At 55.0% G+C, this 17,989-nt stretch carries 15 protein-coding genes; 6 read left to right on the plus strand and 9 right to left on the minus strand.

All coding sequences use genetic code 11. The features are described from left to right. Positions 1 to 258: 258 nt before the first annotated feature. From VGJ94_09320 to VGJ94_09335, 4 genes are all read right to left on the minus strand, one after another. Entirely contained in the window at positions 259 to 822 is a 564-nt protein-coding gene (locus tag VGJ94_09320) for a response regulator (GenBank protein HEY3276807.1), read from the minus strand. Then, entirely contained in the window at positions 819 to 3,641 is a 2,823-nt protein-coding gene (locus tag VGJ94_09325) for an FIST N-terminal domain-containing protein (GenBank protein HEY3276808.1), read from the minus strand. Before VGJ94_09325 ends, VGJ94_09320 begins: the two co-directional genes overlap by 4 nt. A 196-nt stretch (positions 3,642 to 3,837) precedes the next feature. Continuing rightward, positions 3,838 to 4,944 carry a hypothetical protein gene (locus tag VGJ94_09330; GenBank protein HEY3276809.1) on the minus strand — a complete coding sequence of 369 codons (1,107 nt, stop codon included), beginning with the start codon at positions 4,942 to 4,944 and terminating at the stop codon, positions 3,838 to 3,840. A 99-nt stretch (positions 4,945 to 5,043) separates the two neighbouring features. After that, entirely contained in the window at positions 5,044 to 6,501 is a 1,458-nt protein-coding gene (locus tag VGJ94_09335; GenBank protein HEY3276810.1) for an aldehyde dehydrogenase family protein, read from the minus strand. 523 nt (positions 6,502 to 7,024) lie between these two features. Between VGJ94_09335 and VGJ94_09340 the strand changes: the two genes are divergently transcribed. Beyond that, positions 7,025 to 7,357: an arsenosugar biosynthesis-associated peroxidase-like protein gene (locus tag VGJ94_09340; GenBank protein ID HEY3276811.1), complete on the plus strand. Its 333-nt coding sequence runs from the start codon at positions 7,025 to 7,027 to the stop codon at positions 7,355 to 7,357. Position 7,358: 1 nt separating this feature from the next. Beyond that, complete coding sequence (gene arsS, locus VGJ94_09345; GenBank protein ID HEY3276812.1) at positions 7,359 to 8,321, plus strand: arsenosugar biosynthesis radical SAM (seleno)protein ArsS; 963 nt, start codon at positions 7,359 to 7,361, stop codon at positions 8,319 to 8,321. Positions 8,322 to 8,396: 75 nt separating this feature from the next. Here the strand turns inward: arsS and VGJ94_09350 are convergent, their stop codons facing one another. Continuing rightward, entirely contained in the window at positions 8,397 to 8,804 is a 408-nt protein-coding gene (locus VGJ94_09350) for a CoA-binding protein (GenBank protein HEY3276813.1), read from the minus strand. 291 nt (positions 8,805 to 9,095) lie between these two features. Between VGJ94_09350 and ruvX the strand changes: the two genes are divergently transcribed. The 4 genes from ruvX to VGJ94_09370 are packed head-to-tail and all read left to right on the plus strand — an operon-like array spanning position 9,096 to position 12,111. Next, positions 9,096 to 9,512, plus strand: a complete 417-nt coding sequence (gene ruvX, locus VGJ94_09355) for a Holliday junction resolvase RuvX (GenBank protein HEY3276814.1) — start codon at positions 9,096 to 9,098, stop codon at positions 9,510 to 9,512. Then, positions 9,493 to 10,500 carry an endolytic transglycosylase MltG gene (mltG, locus tag VGJ94_09360; GenBank protein ID HEY3276815.1) on the plus strand — a complete coding sequence of 336 codons (1,008 nt, stop codon included), beginning with the start codon at positions 9,493 to 9,495 and terminating at the stop codon, positions 10,498 to 10,500. The genes ruvX and mltG overlap by 20 nt, the downstream gene beginning before the upstream one ends. Positions 10,501 to 10,515: 15 nt before the next feature. Beyond that, positions 10,516 to 11,697 carry a beta-ketoacyl synthase N-terminal-like domain-containing protein gene (locus tag VGJ94_09365; GenBank protein HEY3276816.1) on the plus strand — a complete coding sequence of 394 codons (1,182 nt, stop codon included), beginning with the start codon at positions 10,516 to 10,518 and terminating at the stop codon, positions 11,695 to 11,697. Between the two features lie 3 nt (positions 11,698 to 11,700). Further along, positions 11,701 to 12,111, plus strand: a complete 411-nt coding sequence (locus tag VGJ94_09370) for a Zn-ribbon domain-containing OB-fold protein (protein HEY3276817.1) — start codon at positions 11,701 to 11,703, stop codon at positions 12,109 to 12,111. A gap of 73 nt (positions 12,112 to 12,184) precedes the next feature. Here VGJ94_09370 and VGJ94_09375 read toward each other — a convergent pair whose 3' ends face one another. The 4 genes from VGJ94_09375 to VGJ94_09390 all read right to left on the minus strand — a co-directional run bounded on the left by VGJ94_09375 (position 12,185) and on the right by VGJ94_09390 (position 17,835). Continuing rightward, positions 12,185 to 13,792, minus strand: a complete 1,608-nt coding sequence (locus VGJ94_09375; GenBank protein HEY3276818.1) for an AMP-binding protein — start codon at positions 13,790 to 13,792, stop codon at positions 12,185 to 12,187. A 316-nt stretch (positions 13,793 to 14,108) separates the two neighbouring features. Next, the gene (locus tag VGJ94_09380; protein ID HEY3276819.1) at positions 14,109 to 15,377 is read right to left on the minus strand and encodes a (Fe-S)-binding protein; all 1,269 of its coding nucleotides are present in this window, start codon (positions 15,375 to 15,377) and stop codon (positions 14,109 to 14,111) included. 20 nt (positions 15,378 to 15,397) lie between these two features. Beyond that, on the minus strand, positions 15,398 to 16,777 hold the full coding sequence (locus VGJ94_09385) for an FAD-linked oxidase C-terminal domain-containing protein (GenBank protein ID HEY3276820.1): 1,380 nt from the start codon (positions 16,775 to 16,777) through the stop codon (positions 15,398 to 15,400). 233 nt (positions 16,778 to 17,010) lie between these two features. Beyond that, positions 17,011 to 17,835, minus strand: coding sequence for a sugar phosphate isomerase/epimerase family protein (locus tag VGJ94_09390; protein ID HEY3276821.1), 825 nt, complete (start codon positions 17,833 to 17,835; stop codon positions 17,011 to 17,013). Positions 17,836 to 17,989: the final 154 nt, after the last annotated feature.

Genomic DNA, 17,989 nt, shown 5'->3' on the forward strand with positions numbered 1-17,989 from the left:
CTCACAGACCACGAGAAGGAGGGATATGTCACCATAGGCAGAGCGACTTCTTCACTGATTACCCTATAAAAATCCCCTAAAATCAGGAAACAGAGCCACGGGGAAAGTGATTGCTTCACGGGTTCCGTACTCGATGTACGGTGTAGCACCAAAGCGGAGTCAGGCGCCGGAGATGGGCCATTTCCTCCGATTCACCGGCCGTCCAAGTGTATGATACGACCTGAAGCCCCCGTCCCAGGCCCGACCCTATCCCTGCTCCTACCCCATCATGGTGATTATTGCCTGGGCTACCTCTTTGATCGGGATATTCTTGTCCATGCTGATCTTCTGCATCCTCCTGAAGGCCTGCTCCTCTTTCAGGTGCTCCTTTTGCATGAGGAGGCCTTTCGCCCGCTCCACCAGCTTTCGGGTCTCCAGCTCCTCCTTGAGCCTCGTAATCCTCTCCGACAGGGCCGACTTCTCCACGAAATGGCGCACTGCAAGCTCGATGGCCGGAGACAGGCTCGCGCCCTGAAAGGGTTTGGTGAGATAGGCCATCACCCCCGCATCCCTCGCCTGCTCCACGAGGTGACGTTCCGAATAGGCGGTCAAAATGATCACGGGGTAGCGGTCTGCCACCTTTCTCGCCACGTCTATCCCGTTCAGCCGGGGCATCTTGATATCGAGAACGACCACGTCAGGATTCTTGACCTTGATCAGCTCCAGGGCCTCTCTCCCGTCGACCGCCTCGGCAATCACTTCATGACCTATCCCTTCGAGAAGCTCCCTCAGGTCGATCCTGATAAGGGGCTCGTCATCCGCAATCAATATCCGGAAGCTCATGCGTTTAAATTATAATAATTCTTCGGTAAAGGGAACATAATACGCGCGGTGGTTCCTCCTTTTCCATTTAATTGGAATCTACCCCTCAGGTCGTCTTTCACGAGGGTCCGCACAATAGTGAGCCCCAGGTTTCCGTCCTTTCCCGTGTCGAAACCGTCGGGCAGCCCCGCACCCTGATCTTCGATCGTGACTACCACGTGATGAGCGGCCTGCCCGAGAGTGATCGCCAAGGATCCGTCGGTTCGCCCCTTGTAGCCGTGGCGCACCACGTTCTGGATAAGCTCGTTCACGATGAGTGCGAGCGAAGTGGCCTCCCTGGACGGGATCATGCAGGAGGGTCCGGACAGGACAGCCTCCACTGTCGGCTCCACGTGACCGGACAGGCAGAGCTCGCACACGTTGTCGATGAGTCTCCTCAGATCGACCATTCCGATCTCACCCTGGCAGAGGGTCTCATGGACCACCGCAATGCTCATGATGCGCGAAATGCTGTCGCTTAAGGCCTGCTCGGCGGATGTGCCTTCGAGACGCCTGATCTGGAGACGCAGGATGCTTGCCACATTTTGAAGATTATTCTTCACCCGGTGATGGATCTCTTTCAGGAACGTCGTATTTTTCTGAAGGTAACGGTTCTCGATGAACACCCCGAGCTGGCTGGTGATACCGGCCAGGAACTCCATGCTTTCTTCGATCTCGTCACACTGGAATGGCGATTTCCGCTCTTTTCTCCAAAAAAGATTCATTATCCCCCGCATCTGTCCCTTGTAGGCAATGGGCAGGGAGACAAAACCTTTCGCAAAAGCGGCAGGCACATCCACGGGAGACCCTTCCCGGGGGGGATCGAAGACGGAGATGGGCCGGCAATTCTCTATCTGCCATCTGGCAAGCCTCTCGTCGGCCTCCGCGCTTTTGAGCCCGGGCCGGGAGGCGCCTTCCACGGAAGAGGCTTCCTTTATGAGAAACTGGTGTGTGGGGTCTATGAGCCAGAGGCTTGCAGTCGAAAGCCCGAGAATTCTCCTCACATGCCTCATGATATTCCTGAGTTTGGTATTTGCAGTGATGGACCTGGAGATCTCATGGCTCAGGTGGTTCAGGATCTCGAGCTGCATGAGCTTATTCATGAGCCGCCTGTCTATCTCTATCCTGTGAAGACCCCTCGCCGTGAGCCTTCCTATCGTCCTGGCGAGCACCATATCCTCTTCATCGAGGAGTACGACGGAAGGCTTCTTTCTCAGGAGCAGGAGACCGAAACGCCTGCCGTGGCTGTCGAGGAAGATGGGGGTATACCCCGGAGGGGTAGCCTTTCCCTCTATTTCGGGCGGGAACCCATGGGGATTTTTTGAGCCCGCGAGGCTAAAATCCTTCGACCCGTCTCCGGATAAGTAGAATTTCCAGTCCCCCCAGGGAAAGAGGCTGCTCAATTTGTCCGACAACTGGGAGAGGAGCCGAAGGGGATCGTCTTCCTCCTGTATGATGCTGTTGATCTTGCTCATGACCTTCATCTGGGTCTCTTTTTTATTGAGGCGGGACGTGAAGTCATGGTAGATCCGCTTCCCCTTGTACATGAGGGCAGTGACGGGGTTAAGCTCGTCGGAAAAGACCAGTGCCGAGACGGATTGATTCGAATAGACGGGAAGGCCGTCCTCGGAAACCCCCTGCTCTCCGAAGGTATAGCATCCGCACACCGGAGGCTTCGCTTTTCTGTAGATAAGGTCCACTTCCCTCGACCCGTTGGCGCCCATGAGACGCTTCCTCAAGGCGCAGGAAAGGATCATGGTAAAACAGGGTTTGCTCAAGCCCCCTTGCCTGAGGGCATTACTATAGGCAGTGAGCCCTGCCCGGACGACATCGTCTCCCGTGGCTTTCATGAGGGTAAGGACCTGGTCGGTCCTCATAACCGGTCCGAACTGGATGGAGCCGTCGGGGACCACGCATTCCGGCACGTGGAGGAGTGAATTGCCATACACGTCGGTGGTGCCGAAGGGAAACTGGCTGAACCAGAGCACCCCGTCCCCCAGACGATCGACGGGCATTTCGAGAAGCTCGGCGCAGACCTCTATGGCCGGACGACCGTCCAGCTCTTCCACGAAATGGCCTGACGCTTTGGTGATAAGGGCGCGCTTGGTGGTAGGGGAGAAGCCGTGGGCCATGCCGAAGCCGAAGAGGATCTCGGCCTCCACGAAAGCCAGGACGATCGCGTCCTTCACCACTGCGTCATTGAAGATCTGCGAGTTCGTCTCGAAATGGAAGTAATCGGCCGAGCTCCCTCCGAAAATGGGGATGCGGTTTACCGAGGCCTTTCGCAATTCCGTGTGGATATCGTGGCTTAACGAGACCTGGGTCTTGGTCGCACCGGGGGAAAAGACGATGACGAAGACCGGAGAAACCCCCGTGCCTTTGGAAGTTGACATGCGGACCATCTGATGAAGGGGATGATCGGCGCTGAAGTAGTCGGTAGCCTCCGCGGCGGCAAGGGCCTGTCTGACCGCTTTCCTGTAATCGAGGCTCACCTCCCTTCCCATCCCTACCCGTACCCTGAGGTGGGGTGAGGCAATAATTGCCACCACCACACTTTTCAAGAGGTGTCCGTTCGCTATCTCCCCTGCCGTAGTCGTGCCGATGAGGGGACAGTCGCCTATGATCTCCCGTACGCCCCTGTGCACTGCCTCGATATCGAGCTCAGGCGAAACGAAAAGGACCGCAAGGCTCGGCGTGAACCGTTGCAGCCCGGAAAGGGCCTCTGCCGCCGCCTCCCTCCCCTTGTCCACGTCCTTGCCGGAAATCCCCTTACCAACTCCGGTTTCAATATAGACACCCATTCTGCCTTCCTCTCGAGATGACGCCCTTCAGGTGTAATACACTTCCGTCGCCTCCTTGTCAATTTATGGAAGCGGTCTGTATGGAAAGGTGCGGGCCCTCCCTTTGCAGGAGGGCCCGCAGCACCGGGCTATGGGGGCTGGAAAAGGTCCGCCCGGCATTGACCTGTTGCGAGGGCTGAAGTCACGAATCCGTTTTTTACGCCTCCACTCTTGCCTCTTCGTTTTTCGGCATGGGCTCGGAAAGAGGCCAGAAGTTGAATAGTCCCGTATAGACGGCGATCACGGGGAAAGTGATGGAGAGAAGGGCCGTGGCAATCCAGAGCTCGTGAAGGTAGAGGGGAGGACCGCTCGGCACTCCGCCGGCAATCAGATAACTGAACCACGTATAGAGGTAATACATCAGCATGGCGAGAAGGATGGAGATGATGATGAGGATGAACCCCTTCGCCGGCTGTTTCATGGTCTGAACCGGCGCGGTCTGCATGAGGAGGAGCATGATGAACTCACCGAAGATCATGCAGATAGGCACCCGCACCGTATAAATGACCGGGTCCATTCCGAAGCCGTTCACGCAGATTGCGCGCAGGATAAAGGCGCATACCAGTATCCACACCGTAGCCATAAAGCCGAAGAGCGGCATCTTTCCCCACGCGGGCGCTCTTGCCGGTATGAGGCTCAGGGGCCAGAAATCGAGCTCGGCCATGGCAAGTATCACCGCCACGGTGCTTACGGCAAAGCCGATCACCACCCACGCGTTCACCGGTCCGCCCGGATCGAGGGCCGCCTTATAGAAGGGCGCTCCCTGGAGGAAGCTGAAGTCCATAAGCGATTTATAGAAGATAATATCGAGGATGTAGACAAGGATCAGGGTGCCGAAGCCTACGAAGGCCGGATGGGGGTGAATGGCGCTCATGGGCCAGCACTGCCACACGATCACCAGCCACAGGCTGAGCACCACCGAAAGAATGGTGAAAAATATGACGAAAGGCGTGGGCGGGGCCACAAAGCCGCCTATGGTGAAATGGGACAGAGAGGCCACGATAGTGCCTATAAAGAACGTGAAGAGAAGGAGATAGACCCCCTTCAGAGGCTGCTCCATTTTCGCCGCGGGCGGCGGATAGTTATGCTGCCATGCGAGCCCCACGATCACCTGGATAGGGATGACCGTCATGGCGAGGTAGCCGACCCAGGTGAGGAATGTATCCGTTTTAAACCATGCGATTATCCCCAGGGAAAAAACAAAGACAATGATTGTCGCCAGTATCCCCAACATGGGCTGTTTGATTCCGGTGTGCTCTTCCATAGATGAACCCTCCTTTTTTGGAATCGGTGCGTCGCCGCCCCTATGGCTGCCACGCGTTCACTGAAAACCTGCTCCCTTCCCCGACGCGCCGTAATCGGACTAAAACGGGTACTGGCGCGGCGTGCGCTGCACGCTTATCCAGCGCAGCTCCGTAAATTCTTCAAGGGCAGCCTTGCCACCGAACCTGCCCCAGCCGCTGTCTTTGATGCCTCCGAAAGGTACCTGGGGCTCATCATGAACCGTCTGGTCGTTCACATGGACTATACCGGATTCGATGCGCTCCGCGATCTCCAACCCTTTCATAAAATCCCCCGTGAAGACGCTTGCCGAGAGGCCGTACATGGTATCGTTCGCAATGGAGACCGCCTGTTCCACGCTCTCCACTTCTATGACCGATACCACGGGACCGAAAGTTTCTTCGCAGCAGAAAGGTGAGCCGAGCTTCACGTTCGTGAGGACCGTGGGGGAGCAGCAAAGGCCTTCATAGGCATTGCCGCAGACCACCTTGGCACCGTCTTTTATCGCCGACTCGATGCTCGTCTTCACCTTGTCGAACTGCTGCCGGTTGATGAGGGGGCCGATGATCGTATCGGGCTCCTTGGGATTGCCGACCTTGAAGGCGGAGACCTTTTTTGCGAATTTCTCCGTAAATTCTTTTGCCGCCGCCCTCTCGACAATGATGCGTCGCGTTGACATGCATATCTGGCCCTGGTGAAGGAAGGCGCCGAAGGCCGCCGCATTTACCGCATTGTCGATATTCGCGTCCGCAAGAACGATCATGGGGTTCTGGCCGCCCAGCTCGAGGGCGACCCGCTTCAGGTATCTGCCCGCCTTTTCCGCCAGGATACGACCCACCTCGCTCGAGCCGGTGAGGCTGATGCGCCGCACTGCGGGGTTCTCGATGAACTCGTCCCCAATTTCTGCGCTCGCGCCGGGGCCGTTGGTCACGAGATTGAAGACGCCTTTGGGGAAACCCGCCTCATGAAAGACTTCGGCGAGGACCACGCCTCCCGCCACCGACGATTCGGTCGAGGATTTAAGTACCGTGGTGTTGCCGTAGGCTATGGGCAGGCAGATGGAGCGGAGCGACAGGATAAGGGGCGCATTCCAGGGACCTATGCCCGCCACCACGCCCACCGGTTGCCGGATTGCCATATTGAAGGCGCCCGGGAGGTCCCCGGGGATTATCTCTCCAATAGGTCCGTGGACCTGGGCCGCCGCCTCACGAAGCAGCCCCGGGGTAAACATGGTCTGGAACATGGCAAAGCCAAATGTGCATCCCGTCTCTTCCGCAAGGATTTCCACGATATCCATCTGTTTCTTTTCGAGGATATCGGCGGCTTTCAAAAACAGGGCCTGCCGCTCCGCGGGAAGGGTTTTAGACCAGGCCGGGAATGCCGTCCGGGCCGCGTTGATCGCGACCAGGGCATCGACCCGCTTCCCCGCCGGGACCTGGGCGAAAACTTCGCCCGTATAAGGGTTATAGTCGTCGTAGACCGCCCCATCCGACGCGCCGGTCCACTCGCCGTTTATGTACATCTTATACGCTCTCGCCATTTTCTCCTCCTTTTGTAAATTAGTCATTAATTCGAGTCATAAACTCCCCGATCCTCATTTTCGGGATCAATTAATCCTTTCCTCCCTTGATCGCTCCCGCTCTCAATACAGGGAAAGCCCCGCCGTTATCGACGATCATCTGACCCGTGACAATTGCGCTGTCGTCGCACGCTCGCCGCGCCCCGAATGGTCGAACCCAACCGACAGAAAAAAAGGAAAAGGCCTCCTTTGCCCATCATTAGGCAAAAGAGGCCTCATTACCTCCGACTCCACGTGGATCCTTTTATGCAATATTATCCGTTTGCATGAAATCATGTCAAGAAAAAAACAGTCTCCCTCCGACCTTTCCCTAAAACCTTTACCCTTCGGCAGACATCCTGCCTTGAGAGAGTTTTTGGGGATTTCCCGGCAAATTCTCATTCGGCAGCAGAACCATACATATTCCAAAAATATATTTTGTACGCTATAATTTTGAAAATTAATCCCTTTTTCAGCCGGCAGGGATATTCCGAGGAGGCATTTCATGGGTGATTATTACGAGAAAAAAGATCTCGAAGATTTTCCGGATATAGGCGAATACGCGCCGGAGCTGGGAGAAAAGTATTTCGCATATTATGGTGAGGCGATGAAGGCGGGACTACTCACCGAGAGGGAAAAGGCCCTTATCGCCCTCGTGGTGGCGACGACCCAGAGATGCCCCTACTGCATTGACGCATATACTAATCAGTGCCTATCCTTAGGTATATCCCGGGAGGAAATGATGGAAGCCCAGCATGTGGGCGCCGCCATGACGGCGGGCATCGTGCTGGCCCATACGACCCAGATGAGGAAAATCATCAGAAAAAAGGAAATGTAATATGGTTTGCATCGTGGCAGAACCCGCATTTGCTCAAAAGGTTCCGGGACTCCTGACGGCGGAGGGCATCGGGGTATTGCAGCTCAACCTGGGTTATCGCTGCAACCTCGCGTGCCGCCACTGCCATATCGGGGCGGGGCCCGAGCGGAAAGAAATTATGTCGGCCGGGACCATGAAGCAGGTCCTCGATGTACTCAAATCTCATCCCATTCCCCTGGTCGACATTACCGGAGGCAGCCCGGAGATGCACCCCGATTTAAGGGAGCTTATCGAAGAGTGTATCGCGCTCGGGCGTCGGGTCCTCGTACGGACCAACGGGGTGATCCTCCTGGAGGAGCCCTATCGATCCCTTATATCCTTTTATGCATCGAAGGGAGTGGAGGTCGTCGTCTCCCTGCCTCACCTCGACCCCCATGTGACGGACCGCCAGAGGGGCGAAGGCGTTTTTTCGAGGGTCGTCGAGGTCCTTAAGAGGCTCAATGCCGCGGGATACGGACAGGAGGGAAGCGGATTGGTGCTCGACCTGGCCCACAATCCCGGAGGAGCCTATATGCCGGCTTCCCAGGCGAGTCTCGAATCATCGTACAAGAGGATTCTGCGGGAACGCCATGCCATCCGCTTCGATCACCTTTTCTGTCTTACCAATATGCCTATCGGCAGGTATAGGGAATATCTGAAAAAGACCGATAATTATGCGGAATATATGGCAGGCCTGGTGAGGGCCTTCAACCCTGCCACCCTGGACAACCTCATGTGCAGGACCACCCTTTCCGTTGCCTGGGACGGAACGCTCCATGATTGTGATTTCAATCATATTTTAGGACTCCCCGTAAACCATGGCGCGCCCGACCATATCTCGGGATTCGACATGGAGAAGCTCGCCCATCGCAGGATCGTGGTGGGCGACCATTGTTACGGCTGCACGGCAGGAGGGGGAAGCTCATGCCGGGGAGAGATCACATAAAGAGCCCGTTTCCGCACTGAGGTCAGGAGCTCACCCGCGAGCACAGAAGAATTTAAAGGTTATTGCTTTCCGGATCTATTGTGCGGTCAGACGGGAGTGCTCTATTTTCATGCACTTGTCCATCACGAAAGGAATGCCCGCTTTCCCGGCAAGGGCCCTGGCCTCTTCGTTTACAATGCCCAATTGAAGCCAGATCGCTTTCGGTTTTATCTTAATTGCCTCTTCCACCACGGGAAGGAGTCTGTCTGCCCTCATGAATATATCGACCACATCTATTTTGTCCGGTATATCGGAGAGGGACTTGTATGATTTCTCCCCCAGGATCTCTTCATAACCGGGATTGACGGGGATTACCCGGAAGCCCGCTTTTTTCAGATACCTCGCCACGCCGTTGCTCGGCTTCTCTTCCGAAGGCGAAAGCCCCACCATTGCGATTGTGTGCGATGTCCCGAGTATCTCCTTCGTTTTTTCTTCCTCTGCCATCTTCTCCTCCTTAGCTGCGTTTACATCGACGACCGCCTCTCGACGCACCCTATGGACAGCCGCATTATTTGCTCTCTTTATGGTAATCATTAAACTCCCGCCTTTCAATCAGCCGACGGCAAAGGCCGACTTTGCCATAGATTGTGAAAATAGGCACTATTATCCCATCTCCGCCGAAGTCCGCCATCGGGCGATCTACCTGCGCTCCATGAAGAACAGGAGAGGGTCGAATCGGGCCATGTCGAATATTTATTTGAATTTCGAGGTAAAAAACTGGTATAATACGTCAAAATGCGAGTTTTATCTCTTGACGTGGGCGACAGAAGGATCGGGCTGGCCTTGTCGGACCCCACGCACACTTTGGCGCAAGCGCTGGAAGTTCTCACCAGGACCACTGCAAAAAAGGATCTCGAGGCGCTTAAGAAGATTGCGGTCGACCACGATGTGGGAGAGATCGTCGTCGGATTGCCGAAAGACCTGAGCGGGGCAATGGGAAAGAGGGGCCAGTCTGTGGCCGATTTCGCTGCCGAGATAGAGCGGGTGACCGGCCTCCCCGTGGTCCTGTGGGACGAGCGGTTCAGCACGAACGAGGCCAACAGGATATTCGAGATGCACCAGGTTAACTCAAAGAAAAGAAAACCTTTTATCGATATGATGGCGGCACAGATCATATTGCAGGGATACCTCGATGGGAAGAAAAACCAATAGACCCGTTCTACTTGCGGCCCTCGCAGTTTTTCTCCTGGCCCAGTCCCTTTGCCTGGCGAATATTTCACAGGGCAAAGACAAAGGGTCTCACGAGTTTATTGTGAAAAGCGGAACGAGCGTCAGCGGAATAGCCCAGCAGCTCGCCGACGAGGGATTCATCCGTATACCCTACCTCTTCGTCGCCCTCTCCATTTTTTATAAAGGTAAGCTGATCGCGGGCGAATACGAATTGACTCCCGACATGGGCATGTTCCACATCCTGAGAAAAATGGCACACGGAGAGAGGAACATCTATACCCTCCGGATCGTCGAAGGGAACAATATCTTCAATGTGGCTGATTCCGCAGAGAAAGCCCATATCATGAAAGCGGGAGATTTTCTCAGGATCCTGAAAGACCGTTCCCTCGTGACGGCCCTGGGCATACAGGCCGAATCATTGGAAGGCTACCTCGCGCCCGATACCTACTTTTACAGCCGGGAGATCGATGCGGAAAAGCTGGTCGAAAAAATCACCCAGAGGACCCTCGCGTATTTTTCCCGGGATGATGTGAAGCGGCGCATGGGCGAGCTACGCCTCTCCGTTCACGATGTCCTGACCCTCGCCTCCATGATCGAAAGAGAGGCAAAACAACGGGATGAGAAGCCCGTAATCTCCGCTGTCTTTCACAACCGGCTGCGCAAAGGCATGTCCCTTGACTGCGATCCTACCGTGCTCTACACTGCCGACGGGGTGGCCGAGGGGCCCATCAGGAAATCGGACCTTACGGCACACACGCCCTATAACACATATACCTTAAAGGGCCTGCCAAAAGGACCGATCTGCAACCCCGACAAAAGCTCCATCAGCGCGGTCCTCAATCCTGCACGGGTCGATTTTCTTTATTTCGTCTCAAAGAATGACGGGACCCATGTCTTCTCCAAAGACATGAAAGATCATAATCGTTTTGTAACTATGTACCAAAGGACTAAGCAAACAAAAAAACAATAGGTCAAGGAGGAGGTTATGGCAAAAGATGTTGCGGTTATCGGCGTAGGCCAGAGTAGCTTCGTCAGAGGCTATCCCGGCTCGATCAGGGAACTGGCTTTCGAAGCTTTCAGAGAAGCAATGCAGGACGCCGGCATCACTCAGAAAGATGTGGGCGCCTCCGTGTTTTGCTCCGCACCGGAGTATGACAAGCAGAGATCGCCTGCGGGCGTCCTTGCGGAATATCTGGGACTCATCCCCCAGCCCACCTTTTATGTCGAGACGGTCTGTTCCTCGAGCAGTACGGGCGTAAAAGTCGGATACAGCATGATCAAAGCCGGCCTCCATGACGTGGTGGTGGTCTGCGGGTTCCAGAAGATGTCGGAAATTACCTCTGCGGAATCACAGGAAAGAATGGGCAGGGGCGCCGACATTCAGTGGGAAGCGCCTTTCGGCACCATGATGCCTGCCTATTATGCCCTCTATGCCAGGGCGTATATGGCGAAAAACGGCCTCACCCATGACGATCTCATGAACGTAAGGCTGAAATCAGCCACCTACGGCCAGATCAATGAGAGAGCGGTCTATCGTAAGGGTATAAAGGCGGCTGATTTCGACGCCAACAATCCGGAAGCGAAGATGGCAGGGCCGGTTGCCTGGCCTCTCAGGGTCGGCGACGCATGCGCCAACGCGGACGGCAGCTCATGCATCATCCTTGCCAATGCGGAAAAGGCAAAAGCCTTCAGCAAGAAACCCGTATGGATCATGGGTATCGGCGGGGCTTCGGAAGCCGTAAACATGGCGGCCCGTCCTGATTTTGCACAGGGTCTGAGCGTAGGATACGGCGCGGCAGCCGAAGCGTATAAGATGGCCGGCATCACCTCGAAAGACGTAAAGGTGGCCGAGGTCCATGACTGCTTCACCATCGCGGAGATCATGGCATATGAAGGACTCGGATTCGCCAAGATGGGCGACGGCAAGGAGCTTATCCGGACAAAGGCGACCTACAAGGAAGGCAAAATCCCCGTGAACGTGGACGGAGGTCTTCTTTCCAAGGGTCACCCCATCGGAGCGACAGGTGGTTCCCAGATGAGGACTATCGTGTTGCAGCTGAGAGGTGAGGCAGGGCCCATGCAGGTAGCGGGCGACCCTGATATCGGTCTCGTTCACAACGTCGGCGGCGTCGGGCTCTACGGCAGCGTCACAATCTTTGGGAGGTGATCCATGGGATTTGAAAAATTCGGAAGAAAAAGCTTTACGGCAATGACAAAAACGGGCAAGTTTGTCGACTTCCTCGTAGAAGGCAAAATCGAAGGGAGCGTCTGCAAGAAGTGCGGCGTCAAATACTTCCCCCCGAGAGCCGACTGCGCGTCATGTCTCTCCCCTGAAATGGACTGGTTCGATATGCCCGCAAAAGGGAAACTCGAAACCTTCACGACCGCTTATTACGCGCCCTTCGGTTTCGAAGCCGATCCCCCCTACACCATGGGAGTAGTCGACTTCGGCACCATAAAACTCTTCGCCAGGCTCGCGAAGGAGATCCCCATCGATCAGATTGCGGTGGGAATGGACGTAGGCATCAGGACCCTGAAGTATGATGACGGCCAGATGTCATTCGAGATAACCAAAGCATAAATTACAAAATGCCGTTATGAAAAGGGCTGCCCCATGGGGCAGCCCTTTCTGTTTCCTGTTTGAAGGTTTCTTCTTACTGGTGGTCGGCCCACTTGCCGTACTTCTCTCTCAGCATCCTGTGAAGTATCTTTCCCGCGCCGCTTCTCGGCATCTCCTCGTCCTTGATGAAGACGATGTTCTTCGGTACCTTGAAGCCTGCGATCTTACCCTTGCAGAAGCCGGTGATCTCGTCTGCCGTCGCCTCCTGGCCTTCATGGAGCACGACTACCGCCGTAACCTGCTCGCCCCATTTCTCGTGGGGCACGCCGATGACGGCCACGTCCTTTACCTTGGGGTTGCCGCCCAGGCAGTTCTCTACCTCGGAGGGGAAGATATTCTCTCCGCCCGATATGATCATGTTTGCCTTCCTGTCGACGAGAATGATGTACCCGTCCTCATCGCGATAGGCCATATCGCCGGCGCTGAAGTATTCGCCCTTCATGGCTGCCGCGGTCTTCTCCGGGTCTTTCCAGTATTCTTCGAAAAGCATGGGGCTTCTCGAATAGAGCTCGCCCACCTCATTGGGCTTGGTTACGAGGTTTCCGTCCTCGTCATAGAGACGAATGAGGTCGGTGCCGATAACTTCCCGGCCGCATGAGCCGAGCTTGGTGAGCTGCTCGTTCGGTTTGAGGACGGTGACGATTCCTGCTTCCGTGGAGCCGTATGCCTCATTCAGCTCCGAATTGGGGAACATCTTGAGGACGCCGAGCTTCGTATCCCTTCGTGCCGGGGCGGAAGAGATGAGGAGTTTCTTTACTTTCGAGAGGTCATATTTCTGCTTCACCTCATCGGGCAGGGCAAGCATCATGATGTAATGGGTGGGTACGAGGGAGGTGAAGGTTACCCCGTGGTCCGAGAAAGTCTTGAGCAGGTTCTCGGGATTGAAGCTTACCATGTTATAGGCCATGACCGCCCCGCCGACCCAGGTTGCCACGAAGGAGTAGAAGAGGGAATTGACATGGCAGCACGGCATGACGAGGAGGTTTACGTCGTCAAAATTGAACTGGTGGTCGTAGATCTGGATGAAGTACTGGGCGAAGAGGTTGAGGTGGCTCTTTACCACACCCTTCGGTTTACCAGTGGTGCCGCCCGTATACATGATTACCCACGGGTCATCGGCATCGACGACGGTGGCGGGCTCGGTGGCGCTCGCCTTGGCGAGGGCTTCTTCGTAAGGTACGAAGCCGTCATAGGTCTCCTTTCCCAGGGCAAAGGAGAGATACCCTTTCACGGTGGGGATGTTTTTCTTCATCTCCGTGACCATCTGTATCCAGGGGAATTCCTTCCCGTCGGCGCCGTCAACGCCGCCCTGAACGATGAAGACCTTGCATTCACTGTGATTGATGTTGTACTCCATCTCCACGCCGGCGAGACGGAACATGAGGGGCACGCACACAAAGCCTCCCTTTGCGGCAGCACCGTATATCTCCATCCACTCCACGCAGTTATATGCGAGCACGGCGAAGCGGTCGCCTTTCTTCATGCCCATATCGGCGAGGGCATTGGCGAGCCTGCACGCCCTCTCATCCCACTGCTTGAAGGTATAGCTCTTGTACAGGTCTTTTATGCCTATTTTATTCGGATACTTGAACCCATTTACCCTCAGTACGTCTTTTGCTGTCAACCAGTGCCCGTTCTTCATAAAAACCCTCCTTAATGTAGTGGTTTCGCGCCGCCTCTCGCGGCGGTGTGTTGATCTGAAAAGCGTGGTTTATAGGACAGCCGCACCAGATAAAATCCCGATCGTCCATTCGGTCCCGTCCTTCCTCATGCGCCGCCCCTGAAAGGGGAGGGGCGGGTTTTCCCTCTCTGTCTGCAAGGTCTCCCTCGTAAGGACACTTCAGGCGCACCCTTTACGGGCAGCCTGTCTCGGAACTGTTCTTTCGCGTGCTTCGGAAGAATCCCCGCCCGTCCCTTCTTTGCCCGAAAGGGGTGGGCGGGGATATATCAGTCTTCGCTTACTCTATAAGCTCCAGGTAGTGGTGTACCTTCTGGGGCATCTTGTTCTGCAGGACGTTGTCGATAAGGTTGATCATGCATCCCGGGCAGGCGGTCACCACGATATCGGCGCCCGTCGTCTTGATGCCGTCCATCTTTTTGAGCGCTATCTTCTTTGATAGATCATAGTGATAGACACTGAAAGAGCCGCCCATCCCGCAGCACATGTCGGCATTCGGCATCTCCACGTAGTTGAGCCCTTTCAGGGCCTTGAGGATCGCCCTCGGCTGTTCCTTTATGTTCTGATACCGTACGAGGTGGCATGGATCGTGCCATGTCGCGGTCTTCCCCACGAATTCCTTTTTGAGCTTGAATTCCTCCGGGTTTATTTTCAGCACGTCGATGAGAAATTCCGTGCTGTCCTTCACCTTCTTTTCGAAGGCCTCGTACCTCTTTTGCTGATCTTCCGTGTCGGGAAGATACTTCTGGTAGTCCTTGAGGGTTGAGCTGCACGTGCCGCAGCCCGTCACCACGTAATCGAAATCCTTGAAGGCCTCGATATTCTTTTCGGCGAGCATCCTCCCTGTTTCGAAATCGCCGCTGAAGTAGATGGCGGCGCCGCAGCAGTTCTGCTCCTCCGGAACGACCACCTCCACGCCGTGATTCGTAAGAACGTCTATCATTTTAAGGGCAATTTCGGGAAAAATGAAGTCCATGGCGCATCCCGAGAAGAAGCCGACCCTCATTACGGGTGCTTTTCCGTTCTTCGGCTTGTTCACCCGCTGCACCACGTCCCTCAGGAACTTGTCTGCGAGGGTGGGAATATTCCTGCCCGCGCCCAGGGCCTTGAGGAAATCGGGCAGATGGCGGATCTTACCCTCCGTGGTGGGCATCATCCACTGAAACGCCTTCGCCATCTTTACGTAACGTCCGAAAGCCTTCCTGTTTGACATCACCTTACGGAAGGCAAAGTTCTTGATGAAGCCGAGCCCCTTATTCTTGACCATCTGGGCTCGTGCGCCTACCACCACCCGGTCGATCTGGGTCTTGGCGGGACAGTTGGCCACACATCTCTTGCAAAGGAGGCACTTCCCGATAATGTTACCCATTTCGGGGGTAAACTTCTGCTCCCCCTTGAGGGCCTGCCTCACGAGATAGTTTTTCCCCCTCGCCACGGCAGTTTCCACCTTTTCTTCCTGATAGACAGGGCAGAAAAAGCTGCAAAAGCCGCATTTCATGCACTGGTCTGCATATTTTTCAATTTTTTTAAGTTCTTTTAGATCTTCCAAGCGCGACCCCCTTTAATACCTTAATCCCAAATCTTGCCTGGGTTCATTATGTTGTTCGGGTCGAAGAGATTCTTGACCCCCTTCATGAGATTGACGACCACAGGGTTCGTCACACGGTTGAAGAATTTCTGCTTCTCCAGACCTATGCCGTGCTCTCCTGAAAGGACGCCCCCAAGCTCTACCGCGCTTTCGATAATCTCGTCTATTGCCTTTATGGATCTTTCATAATGCTCTTTGTTCTTCATATCCGTCAAAACGGAAGGGTGGAGATTGCCGTCGCCCGCGTGGCCCAATACGCAGGATTCCACATTGTACTTCTTTGCGATCTCCTTTATCTTCTTGATAAGGGCGGGGATATTCCCCCTCGGGACCGTCACGTCCTCGGAGAGTACGGTGGGGGCTTTTCCGAAGACCGCCGCAAAGCCGGCCTTTCTCGCCATCCAGTACTTGTCCGCCTCCGCCTGGTCTTTCGCCACCCTTACATCCGATGCACCGTATTTCTTTACGATCTCGACGATCTTTTCGGTTTCTTTTTCCACGGTCTCCGGAATGCCGTCGCACTCGAAGAGGAGCACCGCGTCGGCATCCTTGGGAAGGCCCATAGGCGCCATCTCCTCGATCCTGTTGATGACCCAGTTGTCGAGAAGCTCTATTTTATCGGGAATTACGCCGTTTTCGAGGACCCGGTAGACGCTCTCACCTGCTACGGCCACATCCGCATAGACGGCCATGATCGTCTTTTTCGCGGGAGGAAGGGGACGGAGCTTCAATTCCGCCTTCGTCACCACGCCGAGAGTCCCTTCGGAGCTGATGAAGATATGGAGAAGGTCGTAGCCGACCACGTTCTTCAAGGTCCTGCCCCCGAGATTTACGATCTCGCCCGTGGGAAGCACGGCCTCGATTCCAAGGATATACTGTTTCGTGACGCCGTATTTCACGCATGCAGGCCCGCCCGCGTTTTCGGCGATAATGCCGCCCATGGTCGCGCCGAGAAAGCTCTGGGGATCGGGCGGAAAGAAAAGACCGTCCTTAGCCAGCTTCAATGTCAGATCCTGAAGCACCACGCCCGCTTCCACTGTGGCCGATAAATTTTCCTTATCGATTTTCAGGATGTTGTTCATCTTGGTGGTAACAAGGACGATTCCTCCCAACATGGGCACCGAGCCCCCGCTCACATTGGTGCCGCCGCCTCTCGGCGTTACAGGGATCTTTTCCTTGTTCGCGAGCTTGAGAATCTCCGATATCTCTCCCGCGGTTTTAGGGAAGACTACCACGTCAGGCTCGTGCTGCCAGCTCGTCGTGCCGTCATAGGAATATGCCTTCAAACCTTCCGGCGTGTTAAGGACATTTTCCTTGCCGACAATCTTCTGCAAATCAGTTAACACCGCTTCTCTTATCATCCAGACCCCCTATTTCAAAAATTGTGTGATATATTGTACTAATAGCCTTTTCTCAATGAATTTGTCAAGGGAATATGACAGGCCTAACTCCGGGTTTGCTCTACAGAATCGCGCGGTTCGGCAACGCCGAATCTTCCGGCCCCCCGGTCATTTGGTATACAATTATACCGCGTTTAAATCCCTTCTGCAACCATCCTGAAGGCATATATTTGTACTGGTGTTTTATGAAGGCATCAGAACCGGGCGCCCAGGCCCTTCAGCTTCTCTACCACCGGAGAAATTCCGTATTTTTCCATATCGTAGCTTTCCACGATTATCTTGCCGCCATAGCCTGAATCGGCGAGGCCTTTCACGATCTTCCCCAGGTCCGCATCGGTTTCCATGAGCATGTGATCGTCTTTCGTGCCCCTGTTGCCGTGGAAGTGGACGTGTCTCAGGTGCTCGATGCCTATCCTGCCGATATCGTCGAGAATCGCTTCTTCCCGCCCGGAAGTTCCCTGAGTGGTTTTTGTGATAAAGGCATGCCCGATATCCAGGGCGACGCCGAGGTCGGGGACTGCCTCCCGGAGGGCGACGAAATCACGCAGCTCGTAGAAGAGGAAATAAGGCATGTGCACGTTTTCCAGGGCGATCTTCACCCCCCTCTTGTCGGCATAGGCGGCGATTTCCGTCAGATCTTCGAGAAAATTGGTTCGCGTCTTCTCTTCGATGGCAGGGGCCTTCCCTGTAAGAAATGTATATCCCGGGTGGACGACGACGGGGTTTGCGCCGATCCTGGCGGCCACATCGAGGGCCCTCATCACCTTCTCTTTGGATAAGGCCCGTATATCTTCAAAAAAACTGCCGAGGTTGATTTCAAAAAAGGGTGCGTGCATGGAGAATTCAACCCCGTCCCTGCCGAGGCGCCCCAACTCTTTCACCGCCCCATTTCCCATGGAGAGGACGTGGGGGATCTCCATGGAGATCTCGAAAACCCGTACACCGTGGTCCATGGCCTCCGCGATTACTTCAAGAGGATTTTTTTTAATGAAAAAGTAAGTGGAAAAACCGAATTTCATATGGGTCTCTTCCTTCTGCGTCTGGTGTCTTCCTGTGAATTCCTGCCGAAAGGATGGCAGAACCCGCCCCCCCTTGGGCGCCGATGGCAATAATATAGAGTACGGATGGAGGGCAAGACAAAAATCCGGGGCCTGCCGCGACACGCCCCGGATA

The organism is Syntrophorhabdaceae bacterium, from assembly GCA_036504895.1.
GTDB lineage: Bacteria > Desulfobacterota > Syntrophorhabdia > Syntrophorhabdales > Syntrophorhabdaceae > PNOM01.